This is a genomic window from Noviherbaspirillum sp. L7-7A, assembly GCF_019052805.1.
GTDB lineage: Bacteria > Pseudomonadota > Gammaproteobacteria > Burkholderiales > Burkholderiaceae_D > Noviherbaspirillum_A.
The window spans coordinates 1,784,654-1,810,098 of sequence record NZ_JAHQRJ010000001.1; the positions used below are offsets into that span (position 1 = coordinate 1,784,654).

Consider the following 25,445-nt stretch of genomic DNA (forward strand, 5'->3'; position numbering starts at 1 on the left):
GCTTTCTGCAATCTGTTCGAACATCATGCTTAATGAATCCCATCAGCGTTGCGCGTCCTACGGCCTGTCCGAGACCGAGCGCCCCGACTTCAGTCCCATCGGCCGCAGCGACCTGAGCCTCCTGGTGGAACAGAACCGCGTGCTGCATACCCATGCCCTGCCGGTGATGGAAACCCTGTACGAGCAGATCGTCAATACCCACAACATGGTGGTGCTGACCGATGCCAACGGCGTCATCGTGCATGCGCTGGGCGACGCCGACTTCCTGGAAAAGGCCAACCGCGTGGCGCTGCAGCCGGGCGTTTCCTGGTCCGAGGAGGGCAAGGGCACGAATGCGATCGGCACCGCCATCGTCGAGAAGAAGCCGACCCTGGTGCATGCGAACCAGCACTACCTGGTGGCCAATCATTTCCTGACCTGTTCGGCCTCGCCCATCTTCAATCACCAGGGCAATGTGATCGGCGTGCTCGACGTGACCGGCGACCAGCGCAGCTACCATCAGCACACCATGGCGCTGGTGCGCATGTCGGCGCAGATGATAGAGAACAACCTGTTCGCCGCCGCCTTCGACGAAGCCATCACCCTGCACTTCCACAGCCGCCCGGAATTCATCGGCACGCTGATGGAAGGCATTGCATCATTCTCGCCGAGCGGTCGCTTCCTGTCGGCCAGCCGCAGCGGCCTGTTCCAGCTTGGCCTGCCGCTGTCGGCGCTGCAGACGCATACCTTCAGCTCCCTGTTCGGCCTGCCGGTGTCGTCGCTGTTCGACCATTACCGTACCGCCGCGCCATCGCTGCTGAACCTGTGCCTGCATAACGGCGTGCGGGTCTATGCCCGTGCCGAGATGCGCCGCACGAACATGGTGTTCCATAACATGACAGCGTCCGCGTCGGGCCAGGAAGCGCCAATCCAGCAATCCAGGCCGGTCGTGCCGACGCGGTCCGAATCGTTCGACAATGCCGGGCGCCGGCTGTCCAGCCTGCGCTACCTCAATACCGGCGACGCCCAGGTGCAGCGGCTCATCGACAAGGTTGGCAAGGTGCTGGGCCGGGACATTTCGATCCTTGTTACCGGCGAGACCGGCACCGGCAAGGACTTGCTGGCGCAGGCCATCCACAACGATTCGCCGCGCAGCGGCGGGCCTTTCGTCGCGGTGAACTGCGCATCGATACCGGAAACCCTGATCGAGTCGGAACTGTTCGGCTATGAGGACGGCGCCTTCACCGGCGCGCGCAAGAAAGGCAGCATCGGCAAGATCCTGCAGGCCAATGGCGGCACCCTGTTCCTCGACGAGATCGGCGACATGCCGGTCAGCCTGCAGGTGCGGCTGCTGCGGGTGCTGCAGGACAGGATGGTCACGCCGCTGGGCAGCACCAAGTCGATTCCGGTCAATGTCGCGCTGATCTGCGCCACCAACCGCAACCTGCGCGACATGATCGCCCAGGGCACTTTCCGCGAAGACCTGTATTACCGGCTCAACGGCCTGGTGGTGAAGCTGCCGCCGCTGCGGGAGCGCACCGACCTTGAAGTGGTGATCAACCGGCTGCTGGCAAGCGAGTCCGACGGCCAGCCATGCAAGGTGTCGGCGGAAGTCATGCGCATGTTCAAGCAGCACAACTGGCCGGGCAACTTCCGCCAGCTGACCAACCTGCTGCGCACCGCCATCGTGATGCTGGGCGACGATAACGAGATCGGCGTCGACCATCTGCCTGACGACTTCCTGGAAGACATCAGCCATGCACGTCGCCAGGAAGTGGCCGACACCGTGACCCGCGTGGTGAGCGACATGAGCACGCTGGAAGACGTGGAAGCCTCGGTGATCCGCAAGTCGCTGGAAGCGCATGGCGGCAACGTGTCCGCCACGGCGCGCGCGCTGGGCGTGTCGCGCAATACCATCTACCGCAAGCTGCATCACTAGGGCACGCCACTCGCTGCCCGGCTGTCCCAATTTGCAACAGCATTGTTTCCCGCTGGAGCAGCGCGGACGCCGGGCCGGCTTTCTACGGTGTCCGTGCCGCGGGGCATGGAAATTGCGTCTGTCTCCCATCATAAAAACGATGGAGACACCATGCAGCGCGACGCCGCTTCCGCCGACACGCTTTTCCTGACCTGGCTGGCCTTTGCCGGCGTGCTGCTGTTTGCCGCGGCGCTGCTATGGCAGTACGGCGTCTGGCGCATGCTGCTCGATGCCGACCCGACCGGCATCACCATGACCATCGTCGTCATCTTCGCCGCAGCCACCCTGTGGTGCGGCCGCCGCAGCCAGCGGCTGTGCGCCGAGCGCGCCAGCATGGACGGCTGGCGGCGCGGCACGCACGGCAGGCTGCACGGCCACATCGACGATTACTTCCGCAACCTGCTGGCGCAACAACCGGCCGACGCAGGCGCGCGCGGCCGCCTGGCCGAGGTGCTGGCCGAACGGCTGCATGGTCCCAACGATGGCGCCTGGTGGGTCAATGGCATCCAGATCAAGCTGGGCCTTTTGGGCAAGGTGATCGGCTTTTCCATCCTGGCGATCCAGATCTCGCGGCTGGAGAGCTTCGACCCGAGCCAGACGCAGGACCTGCTCAAGACCCTGACCGGCGGCCTCGGCATCGCGCTCCTGACCACCGCGGTGGGCCTGGTGGCCAACATGCTGCTGGGCCTGCAGCTGACCCGGCTCGACCGCTGCGCCGATGAACTGCTGGCGGACGCGATGCAGTATGCCGAGACCACGCTCGGACAGGCTACCTGATGCCAAGGCGGCGCAGCCGGCGCGACAGCGATGTCGACCCGTTCTACGACATGCTGTTCAACATCCTGATCGCCTTCGTGTTCTGCTTCATCATCGCGGTGCTGGCAATGAACCCGAAGGCGAAGAAGGCAGGCGACGTGCCGGCCAAGGCGGAATTCATCATCACGGTCAGCTGGCCCGACAACGATCCCAACGACATCGACACCTGGGTGCAGGACCCGGCCGGCAACCTGGCCTGGTTCCGCCAGCGCGAAGGCGGCCTGATGCACCTGGACCGCGACGACCGCGGCACCGTCGGCGACACCCTGCTGGTCAATGGCCGCGAAGTGATCAATCCGCTGAACCAGGAAGTGGTCACATTGCGCGGCTTTGCGCCCGGCGAATACACCGTCAACGTGCAGTACTACGAAAGCCGCAACCAGTCGCCGGTGGACGTGACCGTATCCGTGGTCAAGGTCAATCCGCGCGCCGACGTCGTCTATTACGGCAGCGTCAGGCTGCCCGCCAAAGGCGCGGAGCGCACTGCGGTCCGCTTCACCGTCACCGCCGACGGCGGCGTCGCCGACATCAACACCCTGCCCAAAACCATCGTCCAATCACCATGACCGATCATTCCCTGCTGCTGACCCTGCTTTATGTCGCCCTGGCCTTCCTGCTTTTGCTGCTATGCCTGGCAACGCGCTGGCCGCTGTGGGTCAAGGCCGGCATGGTGTTGCTGGTGACCGCTTCCTACTTCGTCGCGCAGGCCGCATTCCAGGGCATGCTGGGCTGGCCGGCGCCGAACACGCCGCCGGAGAAATTCGTGCTGCTGGCGGTGGTGGTGGAAGAGCCCGACAAGGAAAGAAAGCAGCAGGGCGCGCTCTACATCTGGGTCAATGCGCTGCGCGACAACAAGCCGGCGCCGGAGCCGCGGGCCTACAAGCTGCCCTATGCGCGCGACCTGCATGCGCTGCTGGGCGAGGCGATGAAGAAGAACCGCCAGGGCGTGAGCCAGATCGGCTCGACCGAGCCGCCGGCGCTGGGCGCCAGCAATTCGTGGCTGCGCAACGCGGCCGACCCGAAGATCAAGATCCGCATCAGCGACGCGCCCTCCCCTCAACTGCCGGAGAAATGAGCATGCGCGCAATCACACTGCTCGCCTGTCTGTTGCTGGCCGGCTGCGGCCCCAGGGACAGCACCTCCTACTTCCCGCTGCAGCCCGGCGCCCACTGGACCTATGCGGTAGAGACCGAAAGCGACGGCGCCACCAGCCGCGGCCAGCAGACCATACGCGTGCTCGACGAACGCGTCTACGACGGCAAGCCGCTGTTCATCCGGCGCAGCGAGACGCCCGACAACATCGGCGTCGAATACTGGCTGCGGGAACGGCCGGACGGCATCGTACGCATTGCCCAGCGCCTGGACCTGCAGGAACAGGCCAGCCTGGATGAAGCGCCGCGCATGGTGCTGAAGCTGCCGCTGAAGATCGGCGACAGCTGGCGCACGCCGACCGTGGCCTACACCGTGCTGCGCAAGAATGAATATCCGCGCGAGATCAAATACGGCCGCCCTTTGCAGATGACCTACACGGTCGAGGCGCTGGACGAAAAGCTGACGGTTGCCGCCGGCAGCTTCGAACATTGCGCCCGGGTCGCCGGCCATGCCGAGATGACGCTGTTCACCGACCCGGTACGTGGCTTCAACAAGGTGCCGGTGATCACCACCGAATGGTATTGCCGTGGCGTCGGCCTGGTGAAGCTGGAGCGGGTCGAACGCCTTGGCACCACCTTCTACAGTGGCGGCCGTGTGGCGATGGAGCTGGTGGAGTACAAGCCGCGCTGAAGGCAAGCAGGAACAGTGAAAAGCAAAAGGCCCGCTGGTGCGGGCCTTTTGCTTTGAAACCTTGGTTGCGGGGGCAGGATTTGAACCTACGACCTTCGGGTTATGAGCCCGACGAGCTGCCAGACTGCTCCACCCCGCGTCTGAGAGGTCGCATTGTACACAGGCCAGGGGCAAACTGCAAATGCCGTTGCCGATTGACGCAAAGTGGCAGCGATGCCTTGATCGGACAAGGCTCTCCGGAAGGCGCAATACGCCGCAGGGGCATTGCCCCTTTGGTCGATGAAGGAAGTTGGCCAAGAAGACCATCCCGGTTTGCAAACGCGGTGCAATGCCCTTTGGGTATTGCACCTTACGAGGGGGAAGCCGTTGCAGTTGCAGTTACGCGCAGCGACAGTTGCCGTTGCCGTTGCCGTTGCCGGTGCCGGTGCCGGTGCCGGTGCCGGTGCCGGTGCAGTTGCCGTTGCCGTTGCCGTTGCCGTTGCCGTTGCAGTGAAATCCCGTTGAGCGCGCCGTGTCAGCGGTACCCGGAGCGGATAAGGTGCGGCGTCTGTCTGAGCGAAGCGCAGCGGAGCGAGTTTAGCCGCGCCCCGCTCCGGGCACCGCTGACACGGGAACCCTGCGTCAGCAGGGCGCGATCACCGGGTCGCCTTTTTTTGGTTACTTTTTTTGGCGAAGCAAAAAAAGTGACCCGGCCGCCGGGACGGACTCCCGGCTTGTCCCCACGGCAGTGCATCCGTCTTGCGTCACCCGGCAAGGCACAGGCAGCACTGTCGTCGTTGACTTTGACGTTCATCGTTACGATGCGAACTGCGAACGTCAAAAGCAACTGCTGCTTCGCCGTGACGCCTTTACGCCGGGTGAAACAAGCCCACTGCACTGCCGTCATGACCAGGCCGGGTGTTCGCCCCGGCAGGCGACCCGGTGATCGCGCCCCGCTGCGCGGGGTCCCCGTGCCGTCGACGCCTGAAGCGGGGCGCGGCTAAACTCGCTACGCTACGCTCAGACAGACGCCGCACCTTATCCGCTTCAGGCATCGCCGTCACGGCGCGCTCAACGGGATTTCACTGCAACGGCCAATTCAATAGCTACGGCAACGGCAACGGCAACGGCAACGACAACTGCAACGGCAACTGCAACTGCAGCAGCCCCGCCTCGCCCCATGCCGCAGGCAAAAAAAAACCGGCAACCACATTATGGTCACCGGCAAGTCTGCCTGAAGGCAGCGGGAGAGCCTACAACGAAACGTCCTTACAGCGACGACAGCTTGAACACCCAGACCGAACCGCCCTGCTCCAGGAAGTTCACCTTCTTGGCCACTTCGCCGCCCCACAGCGGCACTGCGCCGCCCCAGCCCGACACCACGGCCACATATTGCGTGCCGCCTTCCTGCCAGGTGATCGGTGGCGCCACGACGCCGGAGCCGGTCTGGAACTTCCATACTTCCTTGCCTGACTTCGCATCCAGCGCCTTCAGGTAACCTTCAGGCGTGCCATAGAACACCAGGTCGCCGGCGGTGGCCAGAACGCCGCCCCACAGCGGCGCATTGTTCTTGACTTCCCAGGCGATCCTGCCGGTCTTGGGATCGATCGCCCGCAGGGCGCCGATATAGTCGTCGTTCAATGGCTTGATGGTGAAGCCCGCGCCAAGGAAGGCCGCGCCCTTCTTGTAGGTGATGGGCTCGTTCCAGATCTCCATGCCCCACTCGTTGGCGGGCACGTAGAACAGGTTGGTCTTCGGACTGTAGGCCATCGGCATCTGGTTCTTGCCACCCAGGAAGGACGGCGCGGCAAACACCGACTGGCCCTTCTTGCCATCCGCACCCTTGGTCGGGTCGCCAGGACGGCCCTCGGGCGTGTAGTTCGGCCGGCCGGTCTTCAGGTCGATGCCGGTGGCCCAGGTGATCTTCTTGACGAAGGGGAAGGCGTTTTCCAGCTTGCCATTGTTGGCGTCGACCACATAGAAGAAGCCGTTGCGGTCGGCCTTGCCGCCCAGGCGCTTGCCGCCCTGGTCGAAGGTCACGAACTCGTTCACGCCGTCGAAGTCCCAGCCGTCATGCGGCGTGGTCTGGTAGTGCCACTTGATCTGGCCCGTGGTCACGTCGATGGCAACCGTGGACGAGGAATACAGATTGTCGCCGGGACGCAGATGGCTGTTCCATGGCGAGGGATTGCCGGTGCCGAAGTAAGCAAGGCCGGTCTTGGGGTCGTATGTGCCACCCAGCCAGGTAGCGGCGCCGCCGGTCTTCCATAGGTCGCCCGGCCAGGTCTTGTTGGTGGTGCCGGAGATGCCGTTCTCGATGGCCTTGCCGTCGGCGTCATACTTGTAGCCCATGTGGCCTTCGACCATCGGACGCGACCAGACCATCTGGCCTGTCTTCGGATCGCGCGCCTCGACGCGCCCCACCACGCCAAACTCGCCACCCGATACGCCGGTCAGCAACAGGCCCTTGGCAATCAGCGGCGCAGCGGTATTGGAGTAGCCGGCAGCGTAGTCGTCAACCTTCTCTTTCCACACCACCTCGCCGGTGTCCTGGTTCAATGCCACCAGCTGCGCATCCAGGGTGCTGAAGATCACCAGGTTGTCGTATAGCGCGGCGCCACGGTTGACCACGTCGCAGCAGGGCATGATGCCGTCCGGCAGGCGGTGCTCGTATTTCCACAGCTTGTTGCCGGTCTTGGCATCGAGCGCGAAGATGCGCGAGTAAGAGGCAGTGACGAACATCTTGCCGTTATAGATCAGCGGCTGCGACTCCTGGCCGCGCTGCTTTTCGCCGCCAAAGGAGAACGACCATGCCGGCACCAGCTTGGATACGTTCTTGGTGTTGACCTGGGTCAGCGGCGAAAAGCGCTGGCCGTCCTGGCTGATGCCCCAGTTCAGCACGCTCGCATTGTCCTTGCCGGTACTCTCCAGCATGGCGTTGGTCACACCTGCCGCCTGCGCGCCGAACGACGCGGACAGGGCCAGGGCAACGAAAATGGCTAAGCTCTTCTTTTGCATTACAGTCTCCTCGGAAATTACTGCGGTTGTTCTACCTGATGCGATGGATGTCCCGACTGCCCGCTACGCAGGCTGTCGCCATGGGTGCGCTTGCCTTCCAACTGCGCCGACTCCTCGTCGGTATAGATGCGTGAACGGGTCAGGAAGCGCTTGCCTGTCCCGTTATCCAGCGAAAACATGCCGCCCATGCCATTGACCACGTCGATGATCAGCTGGGTGTGCTGCCAGTACTCGAACTGTTCGGCGCCCATGTAGAACGGCACGCCATCCAGGTTGCCGAGATAGACATCCTCGTCGCCGACATTGAATTCGCCGGCGGCGTAGCACATCGGCGAGCTGCCGTCGCAGCAGCCGCCCGACTGGAAAAACATCAGCGGGCCATGCTTTTCCCGCAACTGCGCAATCAGTGCCAGCGCAGCCGGCGTGGCGGTGACGCGGGGTACCAGTGCTTCCATGACTCCATCCCATCTCGGTATCACATCGATGCCAGGCGCATGCGGTGGCATGCGCCTGCCTGCGCGCTGGCTTAGAAGAAGCCGAGCGCGTTCGGGCTGTAGCTGACCAGCAGGTTCTTGGTCTGCTGATAGTGCTCCAGCATCATCTTGTGGTTTTCGCGGCCGATGCCGGACTGCTTGTAGCCGCCGAATGCGGCATGGGCCGGGTACAGGTGATAGCAGTTGGTCCAGACGCGGCCAGCCTGGATCTCGCGGCCGACGCGGAAGGCGCGCGCATTGTCGCGGGTCCAGAGGCCGGCGCCCAGGCCATACAGCGTGTCGTTGGCGATTTCCAGCGCCTCGGCTTCATCCTTGAACTTGGTCACCGACACCACCGGCCCGAAAATCTCTTCCTGGAAGATGCGCATCTTGTTGTGGCCTTCGAAGATGGTGGGCTTGACGTAGTAGCCGCTGGCGAAGTCGCCGTCGAGCATGTTCTGCGCGCCGCCGGTCAGCACCTTGGCGCCTTCCTGGCGGCCGATGTCCAGATAGGACAGGATCTTTTCCAGCTGCTCCTGCGAAGCCTGGGCGCCGATCATGGTCGACGAATCGAGCGGGTTGCCCTGCTTGATCGCCTCGACCCGCTTGACCGCGCGCTCCATGAAGCGGTCATAGATCGATTCCTGCACCAGCACCCGCGACGGGCAGGTGCAGACCTCGCCCTGGTTCAATGCGAACATCGCAAAGCCTTCCAGGCACTTGTCGAAGAACGCGTCGTCCTTGTCCATCACGTCTTCGAAGAAGATGTTGGGCGACTTGCCGCCCAGTTCCAGCGTCACCGGGATGATGTTCTGCGAGGCGTATTGCATGATCAGGCGGCCGGTGCCGGTCTCGCCGGTGAAGGCGATCTTGGCGATGCGCTTGCTTGATGCCAGCGGCTTGCCGCATTCCAGGCCAAAGCCGTTGACGATGTTGATCACGCCCGGCGGCAGCAGGTCGCCGATCAGCTCGATCAGCACCATGATGGAAGCAGGCGTCTGCTCGGCCGGCTTCAACACCACGCAGTTGCCCGCGGCCAGCGCCGGCGCCAGCTTCCACACCGCCATCAGGATCGGGAAATTCCACGGAATGATCTGGCCGACCACGCCCAGCGGCTCATGGAAATGATAGGCATAGGTTTCGGAATCGATCTGCGCAATCGAGCCTTCCTGTGCGCGGATCACGCCGCCGAAATAGCGGAAGTGGTCGATCGCCAGCGGAATGTCGGCCGCCATGGTTTCGCGGATGGGCTTGCCGTTGTCGATGGTTTCGGCGGTGGCCAGCAACTGCAGGTTGGCTTCCATGCGGTCGGCGATGCGGTTCAGGATCAGCGAACGCTCGGCCAGCGAGGTCTTGCCCCAGGCCTTCTTTGCGGCATGGGCGGCGTCCAGCGCCAGTTCCACGTCCTCGGCGGTGGAGCGCGCCACTTCGCAGAAGGTCTTGCCAATGACAGGGCTGATGTTCTCGAAGTACTGGCCGTTCACGGGCGGAACGAATTTGCCGCCGATGAAGTTGTCATAGCGCTCCTTGAACGGATTCTTGATGCCGAGCTTGCTGATGTCTGCGAGATTCATGGTGTCTTCCTCTTTATCGTGTAATGGGATGGTTGGAGCGATCATTCGCCTGCTGCCCTGGCTATTAACGCAATCCGTGTGCCAGCCCGGCGGACATACCGCCGGTCGGCCAAACCCACGGTTTTCCCCAGATGGAGACCTTGCATCGGCGCTATTGCCGGCGGTGTACCCAGGCTGGCGAGGCACCTGCCTGAACGGCTGCTCCCTTTTGCAACAACACTGTCCCAAGTTGTGATAACAGCGGTGATGACACAGTGGACGGCGCATGCCCGCGGGATGACGGCTGCGGCACGGCCAAGAAAAAACCGGCACGCGGCCGGTTTTGGGAATGCAGGAAGAGTGCGGGTCCGGTCAGGTCTTGCGCCCGCCCGGCAGCATGCGCTGGAACACTCCGTCGCGGTCGATCAGCAGGTGCTTCAGTGCCGCAAGCACATGGATGGCAATGAGCACGGCCAGCACGAATCCAACCGCTTCATGCACGCCACCAAAGAAGCCGCGCAGCGCCTTGTCTTCCCAGCCCCAGTTGGGCAGTTCGATGCCGAAGAACTTCACGCCGTACTTGCCGAACGAGGAGCCGAGGTAGCCCGACAGCGGCTGCAGCAGGATGCACAGGTACAGCAGCCTGTGGCTCCAGGCGGCAGCCACCGCCTGCCAGCGCGGCATGGCCACTTCGAGCGGTGGCGGCTTGTGGGTCAAACGCCAGCCCAGCCGCACCAGCACCAGCACCAGTGCCAGCACGCCGAAGGACTTGTGCAGGTTCACGTAGAAGCCGCGCGCAGGTGTATTGCGCGGGATGTCTTCCAGCGAATAGCCCAGCACCAGCATGCCAATGATCAGCACTGCCAGCAGCCAGTGCAGGGCCATGGCCTGCCAGGTATAGCGTGCAACAGGCCTGGCCTGCGGCTGCAGCGCCTTTTCTTCGACAATGGCATTCATTGGATCACGACTCCCCATGGCATTTCGCCGACGCTGATTTCCTTGCTGACCGTATTGCTGGCAGTGTCGATCACCGACACCGAATTGGACCGGCCATTGGCCACATAAAGCTTGCTGCCGTCCGGCGTGATCGCCATGTTCCACGGCCGCTTTCCGACTGGAATGGTGGCTACGACCGCATTGCTGGCGGTGTCAATCACCGACACGCTGCCATCCTTGCCGTTGGACACGTAGACGCGCTTGCCATCGGGCGCCATGGTGACGCCATTAGAAAAATTGCCCGCCTTGATTTCCTTGATCACCTTGCGGCCGGGCACATCGATCGCATACACCGTGCTTGCCAGTTCGCAGGCGACATAGGCAACCGCGCCGTCAGGCCGGAAGGCGATGCCGCGAGGGCGCATGCCGACCTTGATCGACGCCACCTGCTTGCGCTGCCCTACATCCACCATATCCACGCTGTCGGCTTCCTCGGCGCTGACCAGCAGCAGCTTGCCGTCGGGACTGAATACGGCATGCTCCGGATTCTTGCCTTCCGTCGTGACGGAAAACACCTTTTGTCCTGTGGCGACATCGATGAAGCTGACCGCATTGCTGACCTCGCTTGCCGCGACGATCCAGTCGCCGGCCGCGGAAGCCGACACGCCCTCCGGCGACTCGCCGAGCGCCACCGTTCCACTTGGCTTGCGGCTGGCCAGGTCGATCACCACCAGGGCATTGGCTGGCTGGTCGCTGACATAGAGCCGGTTTCCGGCAATAGCCAGTCCGCGTGGCTTGCTGCCGGCCTTGATGTCGGTGACTACGCTGTCGTTGGCAATATCGATCACCGACACGGTGCCCGACTTCTCGTTGGGCACGTAGGCGAACGGGCTGGCCAGTGCAAGGCCGGGCAAAAGCAATGCGCTTCCCAGCATTCGCAGCACGATGGAAAACTTCATGGGGCGCTGAATCATTGGGTCTCCTGGTTTTTTTATTGATGACGCCGGTTATGGCAACGCAAGGCCGGGCCTTAAGGACGAAACAGTGCAAGCGCCATGCCACCAACGCGATGTCATTAAGCAGCGCAACCATTGCGCCGAGTGTCGCGACAGTGTACTGCGTTCAAGGAAAAGGGACCAACAGTGGCACCGCAGGCAGGTGCGAGACATTCAGAAGGAGAAATGGAGCGGGTGCGGCATGAACGGCGTGGGGCGGCTAGGGTTGGCGTGGGGCTCGATCGCTGTATTGGCCAGCGGGCCATGCGCTTGGCGGTCAAGCCCGTATCGCCGGCCCGGGCTTTTGCAACTTGCGGGAACCGGCTAACAGAATGATCATTCGTCCTTACCGCCCTTCCGCTCCACATTTAAAGCCTTGCCGGCGGCGGCAAGCCATTCCAGGTCGGCGTCCGACAGCGTGTTCGTCTCCGCCTGCATGCGGCGCTTCAGCTTGTCCAGTCCGTCCCGCGGCGGCGGGGTGCGGGCATAGGAGGCCGCCAGGTCTGCCAGCAGGTGGTCTAGTTTGGATTCCTTGTCGTTCATGTTGGTGTCCTCGGTAAAAGTCGATGAAAGCGGTGTAGCAGACATGTTGAGCAACTGCCTTTGGCGTTTCGTTCCGCCTGCGGCAACCGCGCAGGACTACAAATGACGCCCCATGTCTTCCATCAGCTTGGTCTTGGCGCGCGAAAGCCGGCTTTTCACCGTTCCTGAAGGAATACCCAGCATGCTGGCAACATCTTCAAGCAGCATGCCTTCCAGCTTGACCATGACCATGACTTCCCGCATGTCATCTGGCAATCGGTCTATGGATTGCTGCAACGCGATCATGGCCTGCTTGCGCTGATATTGCGATTCCGGTTCGATATCATGCCCACCTGGACGTTCCAGGTAAAGCGACTCGTCCAGTTCCACATCATTCAGGCGTTTCTTGACCACCCGGTTGTGATGATTGCGTGCCAGGTTAAGCGCAATCCCAAGCAGCCAGGTGGAAAACTGTGACCCTGCCCGATATCCAGGCAAGGCGCGCCATGCCGCGAGGAAGGTCTCCTGTGTCAATTCCTCGGCGTCATCCCGGTTCTTTACCCATTTGAGCAGGAAGCGCCATACCCTGCTGTAATAGGCTTCCATCAGCTTGTTAAATGCGTCCTGATTGCCGTTACGGGCCTGTTCGACCCATTTATCACCTTCACCCAGCAGCAGCTTGCTCATAAAAGTTGCCTTTCAGCCAGTGTTTTGAAACGACCGTTCAATGCCATCAATTCCTGGTAAGTCCCGCTCTCCACAATCCGTCCTCGCTCAATAAAGAAAATACGGTCCGCTCCGGCAATCGTTGTAAGACGATGCGCTACGACGATTCTGGTGGCTTTCAAGGTGGCAATACTGTTTGTCACAGTTGCTTGTGTGCGGTTATCGAGGGCACTGGTTGCCTCGTCCAGTAAAAGAATGGCTGGTTTGTTGACAATGGCACGCGCGATCATCATGCGTTGGCGTTGCCCTCCAGAAATTGTGGTCGCGCCATCGTTGATCATCGTATGCATGCCCATAGGCATGGCCTTGATATCCTCATCCAGGCCGGCCATCCGAGCGGCTTCCCAGGCGTCTTCCATGGCCAGGGGCGCCGTGCCGACAATATTCGTAAACATGTCGCCTGCAATCAGTTTTCCACTCTGGAGCACGGTACCGATCTGCCGCCGTATCGCAACCTTGTCCAGCCCCGACAAATCCTGGCCATCGTAGTAAATCGCTCCTGAGCGCGGAGTTTCGAAACCCAGCAACAAACGCAGCAAAGTGGACTTGCCACAGCCTGATGCGCCAACCAGAGCGATGAACTCTCCGGGGCGGATGGTGATGTTGATATTGCTGAGCACATCGGGCCCATCAGCCCCGTAACCGAATGACAGTGCGCTGATGTCGATTGCGCCAGTCAACTTGCCAGGAAAATGCGCGCTCGCGACGGCTTCGGGAATGGCCTGAAGTATCGGCCGCGCCCTCTCGTAAAGCGGGATCACGCTAAGGCTGCTGGTCAGGGCGCTGCCCAAGGCCATGGAAGCGCCAAGAAACTGGCCGAAAGCGGCGCTGAAGGCAAGAAATTCGCCCGCACGCATGTCGGGCAACAGAAACGCGACCGCACCGAACAGCAGAATGCTGCATAGGAGACCGAAACCGGCATCGAAAGTGGCATTTGTGTTGCCTATCCGATGGATGCGCATATCCAGCGCCTTTTGTTGTGCAAACAATCCGGCCCAGATGGAAAAGGCGCGTCGTTCCGCGCCATTGGCTCGCAGCTTCGCGATGCCCGTGAGTATCTGGTATACCTGGCTGGCGATACGCCCGGACAGGGCGGCGCTCTGACGCTCGATGAGTAGCGCCCGATAGTTCATCACCAAGGTCCAGGACAGTTGCACGCCAACCAGCAAGATGGCCATTACCGCAAGTCGCAGGTCCAGAAAAAACAGATAGAACAGGCTGAACAAGCCGAACACCCAGCCAAAGATTGCACTTTCGACGGTATTACCGATGGTTTGGAGTGCAGCATCGATACCCATGGCCCGCTGCGCCAGGTCACCTGCCTCGTGATCCCGGAAGAAAGCCACAGGCAGCCCCAGCAGCCGTTGGATGACGCCGCATTGCACGCTGTTGCCTAGACGGGTACGGATGCGCATCGTGGCAAGGACACGACAGAAGGTAAATGCAGTCATGCAGATGCCGGTGATGAACAGCAGCGCAATCACTTGTCCAAGCTCGTCGCGTTCCGCGGAGGGCAGTACGGAATCGGTCAGAACCTGCATGATCATCGGAGTAACCATGCCAGCGGCACCACCTGCCAATCCAAAGGTGAGAAGCCTCAAGCGATCATGACTGCTGCCGGTCAGCCCGAACCAGACCAGGTCCTTGAACCGAAGCGCCGTGCCTGGCAAGGAGGGATACAACTGGATCGCATGCGTCATCAGGGTACTGGCCGCGCCGGCATCCACATTGCATGTTGTTCCGGCCTCCGGGTCGTTTAATACATAGCCGCTCGCATCCGGGATCAATGCGACCGGCCTTTGATCCACCTCACGAAAGGCGAGCAGCACGCCGTGATCCTGGCGCCACCAGTGCGGGCCGTTCAACTTGACACGCCGCTGAATTAACTGATGTTCACGGCAAAAGTTTTCCATCCAGCGCTCGCTACCCGATGCTGTCAAGGCTACTGATTTCAGATTGGCGGCGGCAATTCCTGAAGCACGCAGCACGAGCGCGCAGGCTGCCTGCAGCGGATTGCCAGCCACCGCAGGCAGTGCGGTTTCAGAGGTCGACAGTACCTGCGCCACCTTTGACAGCGCATGCTGCATCTGCTGCAGCTCCGCCAGCGCACCGTGCTGGAGTTGCGCATGTTCGCGGGACTGCAAATGGCTGGCCTGTTTGTCCAGCGCACTCAACAGCGCAAGATGATTTGCCTTTTCCTGAATTGCTTCCTCAGGCAAACCGGGTACCGCGCGCAAGAGCGTCCGAAACCAGCCCTCCTTCAGTTGTCGCAGGGCCTGTTCTGCATCCTTGTTGCCTGCCACGCCTTCGCCTGCGTTTTCAAGGCGTATCCATGCGGTGCGCGAGAGGGCGACGGCCAGCAATGCCGAATCAGGCGACCCGGGCCTGTCAAGGATAAGTTCGCCCGGCTTGATACGACATACATGACGCCGCAACCCAGCCGGTACGCCATCCACAATGGCTACATGAAACAGGTCGACTCCACCCTCCTCCACCAGCCATACCGTATCGCTGATGCCTAGCACGACCGGTTCCAAAGCGAGCGGAAACTCCTTTTTCCCATAAGGTGCGAGCAACTGCACCGCATTTGCCGTCACTCCGGCGTTTTCCATGGCCATCATGCTGCAATCTCGCCAACCAGTGCTGCGTAGGCGCCTGCACGGCGCAGAAGTGCGTCATGGGTGCCCCGTTCGACGATACGCCCGTGGTCCAGCACGATGATTTCATCACAGTCGCGGATGGTGGAGAGGCGGTGCGCAACGATCAGGCAAGTACAGCCGCGACGGCGCAAGTTGTCGTCAATTTCTTTTTCGGTGGCCGTGTCAAGGGCCGCGGTCGCTTCGTCAAGCACGAGAATGCGCGGATTGCCAGTCAGCGCGCGGCCGATCTCAAGACGCTGCCGCTGGCCGCCGGAAAAATTGCTGGCGCCTTCCGTTACCTGGGTATCGTAGCCGCCAGTGCGGCTGGCGATGGTGTCATGAATTGCCGCATCATGCCCGGCACGCACGAGATCCGGCTCTGACATGCTTCCATCCCATAGCGTGAAGTTGTCGCGAACCGTACCCGAGAACAGATAAATATCCTGATCCACGCCAGCCAGACTGGCACTGAGCACACGTGGGCTAATGTCGCCTCGACGACGCCCGTCAAACAGGATTTCGCCAGACCACGGCTGATGCAAACCCATCACCAGTTTTGCCACCGTGCTCTTGCCGCTTCCTGATGAGCCGACCAGCGCAACGCGCTGGCCAGAGGCAAGGCGGAGGCTGAAGTCCTCCAGCAAGGGCGGCTCCAGCCGGCTGTAGCCGAAACTGACATGACGCAACTCCAATGCGCCCTGCAGTTTTTCCTCCAGCGCATGCGCCCCCTGTTCCGATGTACCCGTCGGCGCATCCGACGCTGCGAAACGTGGATCAACCGGATAACGCAGCGTGTCATCCAGGCGCTTGAGGTCAGCGTCGGCTTCCTGCAATCTGCCAGTCAAGCCCAGTAGATTGTTGACGGGGCTGGAAAAGGACGCCATCAGACTCTGGAATGCAATCAGCATCCCGATGGTGATTTCGCCTGACATGACGCGCAACCCGCCCAGGCCGAGGATACAGGTGGTAACAGCTAGCGAAACCAGCATGGGCAGGAGGCCCAGGAGCTGGGTGTAGAACATCAGGTCTTGCTCGGTATTGTTGGCGCCTGCCTTCAGGCCTGACCAGCGGTTAAAGAAATCGGCCTCGCCGCCTCCTGCCTTGATCGTTTCAATGGTCTGAAGGCCACCGACCAGCGTGGCACCCAGCTTGGCGCGCTGCTGCTGCAGGCGCATGGTGTGGTCGCGTCGCTTGCGTGAAATCACAGCAAGGAAAAGCACATTCACCATGGTTAGTGCAACACCAATCATAGTAAGCAGCACATCGTAGGAAAGCATGATGGTCAAATAGAACACCAGCGTGACCAGGCTCACGACATTGACCGCAAGCTCCCCGGAAACCAGGCGCGCGATGCTGTCGTTGATGCCAACCCGCTGGCCAATGCCGGCGGCGTGCCGCTGACTGAAGAACTCGATTGGCAAACGCAACAGATGCCAGAAGTAGTTAGCCGATGTCGTAAGCGAGAGACGGGTTTCAAGCCTGAGCAGATAGGAAAGTTGAAGCCACGTCAGCAAAGCCCTCAGCAAGGCTGTCAGGGCCATACCAAACAGCAGCGGCTTGACCCAGCCCTGCAGACGGCCTATCAAGTAGCTGTCGACAAACACTTGGGAAAAGACCGGAATCGCAAGGCCGGGAATGACCATACCCAGGCTGGCTAGCAGCACGTAAGCCGCAGGGCCCTGCACATTGCGCAGACGACGGCCCAGTGCACCGATAATGCCGTTGGGATCAGGCGAGCGCTCAAAATGGGATTCTGGTTCAAACAGCAGCACCACGCCGGTATAGGACCGATTGAATTCATCCATGCCGACGGTGCGCGGGCCAGTGGCCGGATCGTTGATCCAGGCCTTCTTGTCGTTCAGGCCTTCCAGAACCAGGAAGTGGTTGAAGTTCCAGAACAGGATCATCGGGCAGTCATAGTGATGCAGTGCGTCGATCTCAAGCCGCATACCCTGGGCCTTGAGGCCATGCGCGCGCGCGGCACGCACCACGCTGCTGGCCTTGCTGCCATCGCGCGATACGCCGCAGGCAATGCGCAATTCCTCCAGCGAGACATAGCGCCCATAATGCTGCAGCACAATGCTCAGGGCAGCCGCGCCACATTCCACCGCTTCCATCTGTAGAACCGTCGGCGTCTTTACCCTGCAGCCGTGAAGGCGACGCTGCAATGTTTTCAACATGCCCATGTTCAGGTCCCGGTCAGTTCACGCAACAAAGGAATAAGCAAGCTGATCGGACGCTTTTTTTCCACGACGAAGGTGCCTGTTGCCAGGGTTCCGCTGGACAGTTCGACCTTGGCGCCTGCGGTGGAAGACCAACGATAGCCGCTGCGAGTGGCGGCGTCCTTGGTCAACTGGACCTGAACCGAAATGGGCGGTCCGTTTCGTGTCAGCTCGCGCACCAGCGCAGAATTGTTAAACAGCGACAGCATGCCCAACTCGGTGGCCGGATACTGCGCCACCGCTGTGACGGTGCCGACCAGATAGCCGAAACGCTCTTTCTTGGCGGTTGCCGGGGAAATCTGGGCTGGCATGCCTGCCTTCAGCAACTTGGCATTGGAATTTGGCGGGAGATAGACCACCGCTTCCAGCAAGCCTTCGTTGATCTCAACGCTGAGTACAGGTTGCCCGTTCTTTATGACGTCACCCTGCATTGCCATGGTTTCGACCACAACGCCGTCGTGCGGACTGACAATGCGCGAGGCAAGATCATGTTGCAAAAGCAGGTCGGCAAGCCGGCTTTGTGCCTGCAACAGGCGATTGGCAAGCTCGCGAAGACGGTTCTCGCGCGCGGCCGCCACTTCAATCTGTTCGACGGAAAGCTTCTGCAGCATGGTGCGCGCATTGTCTATATCGCTTTCTGCACCGAGGGCCTGTTGCCGAGTCTGCTCGTAGCGCTGGCGGGTTATCAGGCCGTCGCCCAGCAATTCCCGTTGCCCCTCAAGGATAGTACGCAGGGATTGGAGTTGTTCCTCCCGGGTGGCAATGGTATGGATGAGCACCGCCTGCTGAAGCTTCACCGCCTTTTCCTGCACCGGCCGCAAGGCCTCCGTGCGGCTGATCAGGTCGTTTTGCTCGTCAACCAGTTGCTGGACTGCCTTGCGCTGCGCTGCGACCTGCTGCTCCATTTCAGGCTGGGCGATCCGTCCCAGTACCTGCCCCCTGTGAACCGGGTCGCCGAGCTTGAGACTGGCAAGGTCTGTCACCACGCCGGTACCAAAGGAGACGACATTGAAGGTGCCGCCCCCACGAATAATGATGCCCTGCCCTTCCACACTGGCTGGCAGCGTGCCGAAAATGCTCCAGATCAGGCTGGAGACAAGCACCAATAAAATGGCGCACAGGGCCACCCAGGCGCGTGGGCGGGTGATCCGCATGGCCTCATCGAGCCGGTCAGGCGTAGCGAGGCTTTCCAGTGCCGACTTGCGAAACATTTCCTGCTTCATGGCAGCTCCGGAAGGGTCGTCAATGATTCCATGGTGACGCGCTGTTCCTCGCCTTCCTCCCCCAGCAACGTGGCGGTCTCGAAACGGTAGCTCGCCAGCGCCTGGGCAAGGCGACGGCGGGCATCGATCACGCCAAGTTCGTCGGCGGTAAGCCGCGCCTCGGCGGTGAGCAAGTCCAGCACTGTGGCCAAGCCAAGCCGGTACTTCTTGCGCTCGTCGACAAACACTTGTGTCTGCAGCCTTACCTGCTGCCGCGCCTGCTCCAGTTGCAGCGCCGCGCTCGCGACGCCGGCGCGCTGCACGCTGACAGTGGCATGTGCCGCCTGGAGCAGGCCATCGAGCTCAAGCCGCGCCTGCTCGGCAAGCGCCGCGCGCTGTCTCACCAGGCCAGCCTGCGCATTGCCTTGCACCGGCAGCACGTAGGTCAGGCCGACCGAGGCGTTCAGGCCAGCCGCTGGCGCGTTCAGTGCCTGCCAGGCAGCCACCGCAGAACGATTTTCACGCAGACCGCTATAGCCAACAGATAAGGTCAGGTCCAGTTGCGAGACCGGGTCACGCCGCGTTGCCTCATACAGAATCTCGGCAGCATCGACGCGGCGCTGCTGCGCCCTGACATCGAAGCGCGCCGCCAGCGCCGAGTGGGGCCACGGCCTGGACAGAGACTCCATGACGGCAGCAGGCAGTTCGGGAAAGTCATCGCTTGGCGCCGGCATCGACGCGTCAAGCCGCCCAGCCATTCCCATGGCCAGCATCAGTGTTGTGCGCGCTTCCACCAGCGACTGCTCGGCGGCGATCCGCAGGCCACGGTCACGCGCTACTTGTGCTTCGTATTGCAGCACATCAGCCTGGGGAATTTCATCACCCTTGGCCAGCCGGCGCGCGTCATCGAGCAACAGCAGAGAGCGGTTCTCAGAGAGCCGGCGAATTTCAAGCGCCTGCAGTACCGCCAGGTAATCCCAATAGGCATTGACGCTCCGATTGATCCGGGACGCGATGGTGTGCCGCAAAGTCATGTCCGTCGAGGCCAGCACCTGCTCCGCTGCCCGTTCCGCGGCAGTATTGAAACGGGTGCCGCTGCCCTTTTGGAGGGGAACAGTAAAGTTGAGCGCCACGGTACTGGTGGCCGGCGCAGTCAGCGACTGGATATTGTCACGCACCCGATTGATTCTGATAGTGGGCGCTACTGTTACACCGGAGCGCAGGCGGCTTGTTGCTCCCAGCGCATAGGAGGCACTATTCGTGTCAATCTGGCTTGCCGATGGGCTTTGCAACGCCTGCGGCAAGGGAGAGCGCGACTGCGCCAGTTCCACTCCGGTAGTAAACGCTGTGTCGAATTCACTGCGGGCGGCCCGGAGCTGGCCTTCACTGAGCATTAGCTGACGATTGGCGGCGCCTATTTGCGGCTCGTGCAATAGGGTCAGCCTGACCGCATCCATCAGCCTGCCAGTGAATTGCTGGCCTGCTGCAGAACCGCACGTGGCGAACATGACCAATGCGCTGAAAAGCATGGCGCAGAGGCGAACGCCGCTGAAACGAAGTGCAATGCTCCGCAAGACGCGCAATGGATTATTTTTTATCGTTGAGCCAGCTAATTGCATTCGGGAAGGACCGGACGTTACGAACCGGACTTTTGAGGAAATTTTTGCTTGAGCAGTGCGTTAAGTAACGCGAAAACAGGCCCTGTTCCCCAATCAAGCCGGCAACAGGCCTTTTGTTCGAAAGATGGAAGCTAGACGGCGCGGCGCGAGCCGTAGCGGTGGGCGTACACCCAGGTGAATTCGGCGCCCAGCAGGAAAATCTGCGCCGAGTAATAAACCCAGACCAGGATCACCACCAGCGAGCCGGCAGCGCCAAAGGTGGAACTGACGCCGCTGGTACCGATATACAGGCCGATTGCGTATTTTCCTGCGGTGAAGAGCAGCGACGTGATAGCTGCCCCGGTCCAGACGTCGCGCCAGGCGATGCGGACCCGCGGCATGATCTTGTAGATCATGGCAAACATGACCGTTACCATCAGATAACTCAAGCCGATGTTGAGGGCGCTGGCCAGCAGCGCACGGGCGCCGAACAGGGTACCCCACCACTTTTCAAGCACCGCCAGCAAGGCACTTGCAAGCAACGCGGCAATCAGCAGCAGGCCAATACCTATGATCATGGCAAACGACACCAGGCGGGTGCGCAGCAGCTTCCATAAACCGCCGGATTTTTGCTGCTCAGGAACGCGCCAGATCCTGTCCAGCGCGCTTTGCAGCTCACCAAACACCGAGCTTGCGCCGACAATGAGCAGTACCAAACCAATCAAAGCGGCAACAATGCCTTCGGCCGGCTTGCGCGCGCTTGCCAGGAGCCCCTGCAGCGCCACTGCCGCGCCGTCCCCCATCAGGTCTCTGACCTGATAAAACACGGCGCCGCGCGCCGCATCCTCGCCATAGACCATTCCGGCGATGGAAATAACGATCAGCAGCAGCGGAGCGATCGAAAAGATTGTGTAGTACGACAGCGCAGCACCCATGCTCGGCGCATAGTCGCGGCTCCAGGCCGATACCGCATCCCTTATCAGTTCGAGCATGGCGCGCAGGCCGGGACGGCCTTGCGCGACGGGTTTACTCAAGATGCTGGACGATGCGGCCACCACTGGTCTTCTCAAAATCGCTCGCATAGTCGACTGCTGCCTCCATATCGGCGAAAGACGCCAATGGTTCGGCCAGACCAACCTGGTTGACATGCCATTGCCCGCTTTCAGCCTGCTGCATCTGGATCAGTGGGATGTTTTCAGTAGGGTTTTGCATTTTCATCCTCCACGACGTATGGGACGCTGTCTTCCCTTCGGAGAAACCAGCAACCGTTCAACATACTGACCTGCGCTGGCAATGTCTGTTAGCTGCCGCACCGATGCAATGACTTCAGCCTCAGCGCAGCGGATGATTACCCACCGCACCGCGTTCCAGCCTATCCTCCAGTTCACCGATATAGGCAGACAGCGTAGTCGTTTCCTGGCTGAGAGCAGCCCGCAGGCTCTGCTCGAGCGCGTCGATGCGGGCGTGGGTCGCCAGGCGGTTTTCCTGTGCCTGCTGATCCAGTTTCTGCAGCGTGGCAGTCAGAAGCTGATGCAGTTCAGTAATGCGTGAGGCCTCGGCCTGGTCAGCCAGCTTGCGTTGCGCCTGCAGTTCCTTGGCCTGCTGTCGCGCTTCCAGCAGGATCGATGTCTGGTGAAAACCGGCGAACACCATGAATACCCCGGTCAGCAATATCAGCATCCCCAACATGATCAAGCCCAGCGGCGCCTCCACGGTCGTGACCAACAGTGACAGGGTAGTCGGGGCCAGGATGACTGGCCAGTTCAATGCAACGAACAGGGTAATGGCCAGCAATACCAGTAACAGCATCAGTGTGCGTAGTTTCATGGGTGCTCCGTCGGAGATCGTTACCGGCCATGCTACGCCAGCCCCCGCATTGTCTGCTTGTGTTGAGTCCAAGGCACGGCATCGAGGCGAGCCTGCCTTGCGCAGTGCCGGTGCCAGACCGCCCGCTCAGCCTCCAGTCGCGCCTGTGTCCCGGTCCGTTCTGCTCCATTCAGCGAGGATCCGGGCGCAGTCATCATCAGAGCCTTTGGCATAGGCTGGCGTTGCCGCGGGCGTATGGCTGAAGCGCGGCGCCGGCGCCGGCTGCAACACGCCATCCACGGTCACAAAAGTTTGGCGTGCCTGGTTATGGGAATGCAGCGGCGCTTCGTCCCAGTCCAGTACAGGGGCGAAGCAGGCATCGCTGCCTTCCAGCAGCGCGCACCACTCGGCCCGGGTTTTGGTCAGGAATAGTTGTGCGAGGCGGCCCTTGAGCTGCGGCCAGTGCTGCATGGTGTTCTGATCGGAAAAAGCGGCATCGGTTATACCCGCCTTTTCCAGCAGCAGCGCATAGAACTGCGGTTCTATCGCGCCGACCGATACGAACTTCCCGTCGGCGCAGGCATAGGTGCCATAAAAATGGGCGCCACCGTCGAGCATGTTTTCGCCGCGCCGGTTACTCCAGACACCGGCCGCATGCATGCCGTACATCATGGCTGACAGCAACGCAGCACCGTCCGTCATGGCAGCGTCGACCACCTGGCCCTGACCGGTCAGCCGGGCATGATGCAGCGCACAGAGGATACCGAAAGCCAGCATCATGGCGCCACCGCCAAAATCGCCAATATAGTTCAGCGGTACAACCGGCGGCTCACCGGGCCGGCCTATTGCATTGAGCGCGCCGCTCAGGGCAATGTAATTGATGTCATGCCCGGCAGCATGGGACAACGGCCCAGTCTGTCCCCACCCCGTCATGCGGCCATAGACCAGAGGGGGTCGGCGCGACAGGCAGGGCTCTGGTCCGAGACCCAGGCGTTCCATTACGCCCGGGCGGAATCCTTCAATGAGGATATCTGCCCTTTCAACCAGCGCAAGCACGCTGTCCACAGCGGCGCCATCCTTCAAATTCAGCTTCAGCACGCGGCGGTTGCGCGACAGGACATCGAATGCCCCGGCCGTGCCGGTGACGCTGGTAGTGTCTGGCCGCTCGATGCGCACCACTTCGGCCCCCATGTCAGCCAGCATCATTGCGCAAAAAGGCGCAGGGCCGAGGCCGGCCATCTCAATCACTTTCAATCCTGCCAGCGGTCCTGCCATCTGCTTGCTCTCCCCTGTTCATGCCGCAGCGCGACGCCGGGCTGCAATGCGTGGCACATTTTAGCCGCTGGATGCCAGACCAGTTGCTTCTGCATGCAGAGCCCGCCAGCGCGGCCGCCCATCAATCGGCCAGCTTTTGCAAAAATATTTGATAGAGCGGGGCAGAAATAATACGCAGCCGGTTGAAATGGCAGTTGATAATGGCATCGATCGCCATCTTTGGCACTGCTAGCGGATCTCTAATCCCTGCCGGCGTCTCATGCCATAGGTAGTCGTCCAGGACCATGATGCCGCCTACCCGCAGCAGCCGGAATGCCATGCTGGCGTCAAGCAGCACATCGGCTGCCTGGTGGGAACCGTCCACGTAAATGAAATCAAACTGCGGCTTGGGCTGATGGCTCAGCAAAGCGCCGAGGCAGCTTTCCGAATTGCCCTTGTGGATATGCAGTTGTACCGGGAAGGGGCTGTTACTTACCGAGATAGCGGTATTGCGGCGGAAACGCTGCTCTACCTGGTTCATGTCGACGTCAGCAACGCGATGTTCGGCTCCGCCATTCCAGTGATCAATGCAATGAATTTCGAGTGGCGCCTTCCGGCCCAGTACATCGATCATGTAACACGCACTCGTACCTTCATAGGAACCGATTTCTAACACGAGCCGCGCATCGAGATGAGGCAACAAGGTATCCCACACCGGGCGGGCGGAAGCGAACCAATTGACAGTGTATTCCGGTGTTTCTGCAGATAAATTGTCGAGCGGTATGCCTGGGTTCATTTACTTTCCCGGAGTAATGCAGTGAATAAGAAGCACAAAAATACTGCAGGTAGGCAATACCATTGACGATGAACAACATTCTGCAGCACGTTACGAATTCAGTAACATTGAAGTATGGCAAGTTCTTCCCGGATTACCGAACGTTGGATAACTTCGAATAAAGTGATATTGACTATGGAATGCCATTACATCAACCTCGACACTGCCATTGAACGTCGGACTGCGCTGGAAGCTAACTTTGCAAAGTATGGGCGTCCAGGCTGGAACCTAAGGAGGTTTACAGCGCTTGACGAAGCAACCGTCGAGAAAGATCAAATAGCGGGAAAACGCAGTTGGCGAGAGAAAGCCTGTTTCCTGAGTCACACCAACGTGATCGCACAGCAGCCGGATGATGGCCGAACATTTATGGTCATGGAAGACGATGCCCAGATAGGCTCGGCCAGCCTGGAGATCATGGAAGGCATTCTGGCTGAGGATCACGAGGCGCAGTGGGATCTCCTCTTTGCTGACATCGGCGTTTACCAGATGGAAACGATGATGCTGCCTGCGCTGGGTCGAACGCAATTGATGGAGAAACGCATGGTGCTTCCCCTCGATCTGGCCAGGATTTCCTTTATAGGGGCCTCCGCCTATATGGTCAATGGAGCGTCCAAGCACAAGCTTCTCACCTATCTGACAAAAGGCGTCCCGGTGGATACGGAATACGACGTTTATTTGAACAAGGGAATTGCAACAGGCGAATTAAAAGCGGCCGTTCTCTTCCCTTTTGTCACGACCTTGTCTAAGCACTCGACAAAAACCCAGATTCAATTAGCCAATACAAGAACCGCCAATATGTCACGCGATATTTTTCGGCGCATGATGTGGCTGGAAAGCGACGAGGAAAGCTACAGCGCTGACTTGGCCATGATTCAAAAGCGTCTTCAGGGCACGCTGTATCATGATGTTGCCACACTGTGCAGTGCACTGTATTTTGAGGATGACAAATGAACCTGCCTCCTATCCTTCCGAAATGAGAAAACGCGCGTTTTTGCATGTAACAGCCGCTGGGGCGGTCACGCTACTTTCCAATTCTGTGCATGGACAGGGCGGCAGGAGCCAGTCTGACGGCCCTGTGCTCCTAACCGTGACAGGCGCAATTTCCAGGACGAATCGAGGTGCCATCAATCCG

Annotated in this window: 22 protein-coding genes and 1 tRNA gene; 6 read left to right on the forward strand and 17 right to left on the reverse strand. The window is 60.7% G+C overall.

All coding sequences use genetic code 11. The features are described 5' to 3' along the window. Window positions 1-25: 25 nt before the first annotated feature. The 5 genes from KTQ42_RS08110 to KTQ42_RS08130 all read left to right on the forward strand — a co-directional run bounded on the left by KTQ42_RS08110 (window position 26) and on the right by KTQ42_RS08130 (window position 4,555). Window positions 26-1,918 (forward strand): sigma-54-dependent Fis family transcriptional regulator, encoded by a 1,893-nt coding sequence (locus KTQ42_RS08110; protein WP_217345050.1) that lies wholly within the window; start codon window positions 26-28, stop codon window positions 1,916-1,918. Between the two features lie 150 nt (window positions 1,919-2,068). After that, entirely contained in the window at window positions 2,069-2,734 is a 666-nt protein-coding gene (locus tag KTQ42_RS08115; protein WP_217345051.1) for a hypothetical protein, read from the forward strand. Continuing rightward, complete coding sequence (locus tag KTQ42_RS08120; protein ID WP_217345052.1) at window positions 2,734-3,339, forward strand: hypothetical protein; 606 nt, start codon at window positions 2,734-2,736, stop codon at window positions 3,337-3,339. Before KTQ42_RS08115 ends, KTQ42_RS08120 begins: the two co-directional genes overlap by 1 nt. Continuing rightward, a complete protein-coding gene (locus KTQ42_RS08125; RefSeq protein ID WP_249222685.1) occupies window positions 3,336-3,848 on the forward strand; it encodes a hypothetical protein in 513 nt (170 codons plus the stop codon). The genes KTQ42_RS08120 and KTQ42_RS08125 overlap by 4 nt, the downstream gene beginning before the upstream one ends. 2 nt (window positions 3,849-3,850) lie before the next feature. Next, window positions 3,851-4,555, forward strand: coding sequence for a hypothetical protein (locus KTQ42_RS08130; protein ID WP_217345053.1), 705 nt, complete (start codon window positions 3,851-3,853; stop codon window positions 4,553-4,555). Between the two features lie 62 nt (window positions 4,556-4,617). Here KTQ42_RS08130 and KTQ42_RS08135 read toward each other — a convergent pair. The 17 genes from KTQ42_RS08135 to KTQ42_RS08215 all read right to left on the reverse strand — a co-directional run bounded on the left by KTQ42_RS08135 (window position 4,618) and on the right by KTQ42_RS08215 (window position 24,274). Beyond that, window positions 4,618-4,694: transfer RNA gene (locus KTQ42_RS08135), tRNA-Met, on the reverse strand. A gap of 1,109 nt (window positions 4,695-5,803) precedes the next feature. After that, window positions 5,804-7,552, reverse strand: coding sequence for a PQQ-dependent methanol/ethanol family dehydrogenase (locus KTQ42_RS08140; RefSeq protein WP_217345054.1), 1,749 nt, complete (start codon window positions 7,550-7,552; stop codon window positions 5,804-5,806). A gap of 17 nt (window positions 7,553-7,569) precedes the next feature. Continuing rightward, window positions 7,570-8,007 carry a DUF779 domain-containing protein gene (locus KTQ42_RS08145; RefSeq protein ID WP_217345055.1) on the reverse strand — a complete coding sequence of 146 codons (438 nt, stop codon included), beginning with the start codon at window positions 8,005-8,007 and terminating at the stop codon, window positions 7,570-7,572. Window positions 8,008-8,078: 71 nt separating this feature from the next. After that, window positions 8,079-9,599: an aldehyde dehydrogenase gene (adh, locus tag KTQ42_RS08150; protein WP_217345056.1), complete on the reverse strand. Its 1,521-nt coding sequence runs from the start codon at window positions 9,597-9,599 to the stop codon at window positions 8,079-8,081. A 351-nt stretch (window positions 9,600-9,950) separates the two neighbouring features. After that, entirely contained in the window at window positions 9,951-10,535 is a 585-nt protein-coding gene (locus KTQ42_RS08155) for a cytochrome b (RefSeq protein ID WP_217345057.1), read from the reverse strand. Beyond that, window positions 10,532-11,488, reverse strand: a complete 957-nt coding sequence (locus tag KTQ42_RS08160) for a beta-propeller fold lactonase family protein (protein WP_249222686.1) — start codon at window positions 11,486-11,488, stop codon at window positions 10,532-10,534. Before KTQ42_RS08160 ends, KTQ42_RS08155 begins: the two co-directional genes overlap by 4 nt. 357 nt (window positions 11,489-11,845) lie before the next feature. Beyond that, window positions 11,846-12,052: a hypothetical protein gene (locus KTQ42_RS08165; protein WP_217345058.1), complete on the reverse strand. Its 207-nt coding sequence runs from the start codon at window positions 12,050-12,052 to the stop codon at window positions 11,846-11,848. Window positions 12,053-12,148: 96 nt separating this feature from the next. After that, window positions 12,149-12,718 (reverse strand): sigma-70 family RNA polymerase sigma factor, encoded by a 570-nt coding sequence (locus KTQ42_RS08170; RefSeq protein WP_217345059.1) that lies wholly within the window; start codon window positions 12,716-12,718, stop codon window positions 12,149-12,151. Next, a complete protein-coding gene (locus KTQ42_RS08175; protein WP_217345060.1) occupies window positions 12,715-15,378 on the reverse strand; it encodes an NHLP bacteriocin export ABC transporter permease/ATPase subunit in 2,664 nt (887 codons plus the stop codon). Before KTQ42_RS08175 ends, KTQ42_RS08170 begins: the two co-directional genes overlap by 4 nt. After that, on the reverse strand, window positions 15,375-17,582 hold the full coding sequence (locus KTQ42_RS08180) for an NHLP family bacteriocin export ABC transporter peptidase/permease/ATPase subunit (protein ID WP_217345061.1): 2,208 nt from the start codon (window positions 17,580-17,582) through the stop codon (window positions 15,375-15,377). Before KTQ42_RS08180 ends, KTQ42_RS08175 begins: the two co-directional genes overlap by 4 nt. A 2-nt stretch (window positions 17,583-17,584) precedes the next feature. Beyond that, window positions 17,585-18,841: an NHLP bacteriocin system secretion protein gene (locus tag KTQ42_RS08185; protein WP_217345062.1), complete on the reverse strand. Its 1,257-nt coding sequence runs from the start codon at window positions 18,839-18,841 to the stop codon at window positions 17,585-17,587. Continuing rightward, a complete protein-coding gene (locus KTQ42_RS08190; protein WP_217345063.1) occupies window positions 18,838-20,349 on the reverse strand; it encodes a TolC family protein in 1,512 nt (503 codons plus the stop codon). Before KTQ42_RS08190 ends, KTQ42_RS08185 begins: the two co-directional genes overlap by 4 nt. Window positions 20,350-20,570: 221 nt before the next feature. Further along, a complete protein-coding gene (locus KTQ42_RS08195) occupies window positions 20,571-21,410 on the reverse strand; it encodes a YihY/virulence factor BrkB family protein (protein WP_249222894.1) in 840 nt (279 codons plus the stop codon). A gap of 34 nt (window positions 21,411-21,444) precedes the next feature. Next, window positions 21,445-21,630, reverse strand: coding sequence for a hypothetical protein (locus tag KTQ42_RS08200; RefSeq protein ID WP_217347049.1), 186 nt, complete (start codon window positions 21,628-21,630; stop codon window positions 21,445-21,447). A gap of 120 nt (window positions 21,631-21,750) precedes the next feature. Then, on the reverse strand, window positions 21,751-22,245 hold the full coding sequence (locus tag KTQ42_RS08205; protein ID WP_217345064.1) for a LapA family protein: 495 nt from the start codon (window positions 22,243-22,245) through the stop codon (window positions 21,751-21,753). A 126-nt stretch (window positions 22,246-22,371) separates the two neighbouring features. Continuing rightward, complete coding sequence (locus tag KTQ42_RS08210; protein WP_217345065.1) at window positions 22,372-23,499, reverse strand: CaiB/BaiF CoA-transferase family protein; 1,128 nt, start codon at window positions 23,497-23,499, stop codon at window positions 22,372-22,374. Window positions 23,500-23,620: 121 nt separating this feature from the next. Then, window positions 23,621-24,274: a class I SAM-dependent methyltransferase gene (locus KTQ42_RS08215; RefSeq protein ID WP_217345066.1), complete on the reverse strand. Its 654-nt coding sequence runs from the start codon at window positions 24,272-24,274 to the stop codon at window positions 23,621-23,623. A 114-nt stretch (window positions 24,275-24,388) separates the two neighbouring features. Here KTQ42_RS08215 and KTQ42_RS08220 point away from each other — a divergent pair, with 114 nt between their 5' ends. Beyond that, window positions 24,389-25,264, forward strand: coding sequence for a glycosyltransferase family 25 protein (locus KTQ42_RS08220; protein ID WP_217345067.1), 876 nt, complete (start codon window positions 24,389-24,391; stop codon window positions 25,262-25,264). The last annotated feature ends 181 nt before the right edge of the window (window positions 25,265-25,445 follow it).

Excerpts from the sequence above, each read along its gene's own strand:
- KTQ42_RS08110 (WP_217345050.1), top strand. The coding sequence starts at position 26 with ATGCTTAATGAATCCCATCAGCGTTGCGCGTCCTACGGCCTGTCCGAG.
- KTQ42_RS08115 (WP_217345051.1), top strand. The coding sequence starts at position 2,069 with ATGCAGCGCGACGCCGCTTCCGCCGACACGCTTTTCCTGACCTGGCTG.
- KTQ42_RS08120 (WP_217345052.1), top strand. The coding sequence starts at position 2,734 with ATGCCAAGGCGGCGCAGCCGGCGCGACAGCGATGTCGACCCGTTCTAC.
- KTQ42_RS08125 (WP_249222685.1), top strand. The coding sequence starts at position 3,336 with ATGACCGATCATTCCCTGCTGCTGACCCTGCTTTATGTCGCCCTGGCC.
- KTQ42_RS08130 (WP_217345053.1), top strand. The coding sequence starts at position 3,851 with ATGCGCGCAATCACACTGCTCGCCTGTCTGTTGCTGGCCGGCTGCGGC.
- KTQ42_RS08140 (WP_217345054.1), bottom strand. The coding sequence starts at position 7,552 with ATGCAAAAGAAGAGCTTAGCCATTTTCGTTGCCCTGGCCCTGTCCGCG.
- KTQ42_RS08145 (WP_217345055.1), bottom strand. The coding sequence starts at position 8,007 with ATGGAAGCACTGGTACCCCGCGTCACCGCCACGCCGGCTGCGCTGGCA.
- adh (WP_217345056.1), bottom strand. The coding sequence starts at position 9,599 with ATGAATCTCGCAGACATCAGCAAGCTCGGCATCAAGAATCCGTTCAAG.
- KTQ42_RS08155 (WP_217345057.1), bottom strand. The coding sequence starts at position 10,535 with ATGAATGCCATTGTCGAAGAAAAGGCGCTGCAGCCGCAGGCCAGGCCT.
- KTQ42_RS08160 (WP_249222686.1), bottom strand. The coding sequence starts at position 11,488 with ATGATTCAGCGCCCCATGAAGTTTTCCATCGTGCTGCGAATGCTGGGA.
- KTQ42_RS08165 (WP_217345058.1), bottom strand. The coding sequence starts at position 12,052 with ATGAACGACAAGGAATCCAAACTAGACCACCTGCTGGCAGACCTGGCG.
- KTQ42_RS08170 (WP_217345059.1), bottom strand. The coding sequence starts at position 12,718 with ATGAGCAAGCTGCTGCTGGGTGAAGGTGATAAATGGGTCGAACAGGCC.
- KTQ42_RS08175 (WP_217345060.1), bottom strand. The coding sequence starts at position 15,378 with ATGATGGCCATGGAAAACGCCGGAGTGACGGCAAATGCGGTGCAGTTG.
- KTQ42_RS08180 (WP_217345061.1), bottom strand. The coding sequence starts at position 17,582 with ATGGGCATGTTGAAAACATTGCAGCGTCGCCTTCACGGCTGCAGGGTA.
- KTQ42_RS08185 (WP_217345062.1), bottom strand. The coding sequence starts at position 18,841 with ATGAAGCAGGAAATGTTTCGCAAGTCGGCACTGGAAAGCCTCGCTACG.
- KTQ42_RS08190 (WP_217345063.1), bottom strand. The coding sequence starts at position 20,349 with ATGCTTTTCAGCGCATTGGTCATGTTCGCCACGTGCGGTTCTGCAGCA.
- KTQ42_RS08195 (WP_249222894.1), bottom strand. The coding sequence starts at position 21,410 with ATGCTCGAACTGATAAGGGATGCGGTATCGGCCTGGAGCCGCGACTAT.
- KTQ42_RS08200 (WP_217347049.1), bottom strand. The coding sequence starts at position 21,630 with ATGCAAAACCCTACTGAAAACATCCCACTGATCCAGATGCAGCAGGCT.
- KTQ42_RS08205 (WP_217345064.1), bottom strand. The coding sequence starts at position 22,245 with ATGAAACTACGCACACTGATGCTGTTACTGGTATTGCTGGCCATTACC.
- KTQ42_RS08210 (WP_217345065.1), bottom strand. The coding sequence starts at position 23,499 with ATGGCAGGACCGCTGGCAGGATTGAAAGTGATTGAGATGGCCGGCCTC.
- KTQ42_RS08215 (WP_217345066.1), bottom strand. The coding sequence starts at position 24,274 with ATGAACCCAGGCATACCGCTCGACAATTTATCTGCAGAAACACCGGAA.
- KTQ42_RS08220 (WP_217345067.1), top strand. The coding sequence starts at position 24,389 with ATGGCAAGTTCTTCCCGGATTACCGAACGTTGGATAACTTCGAATAAA.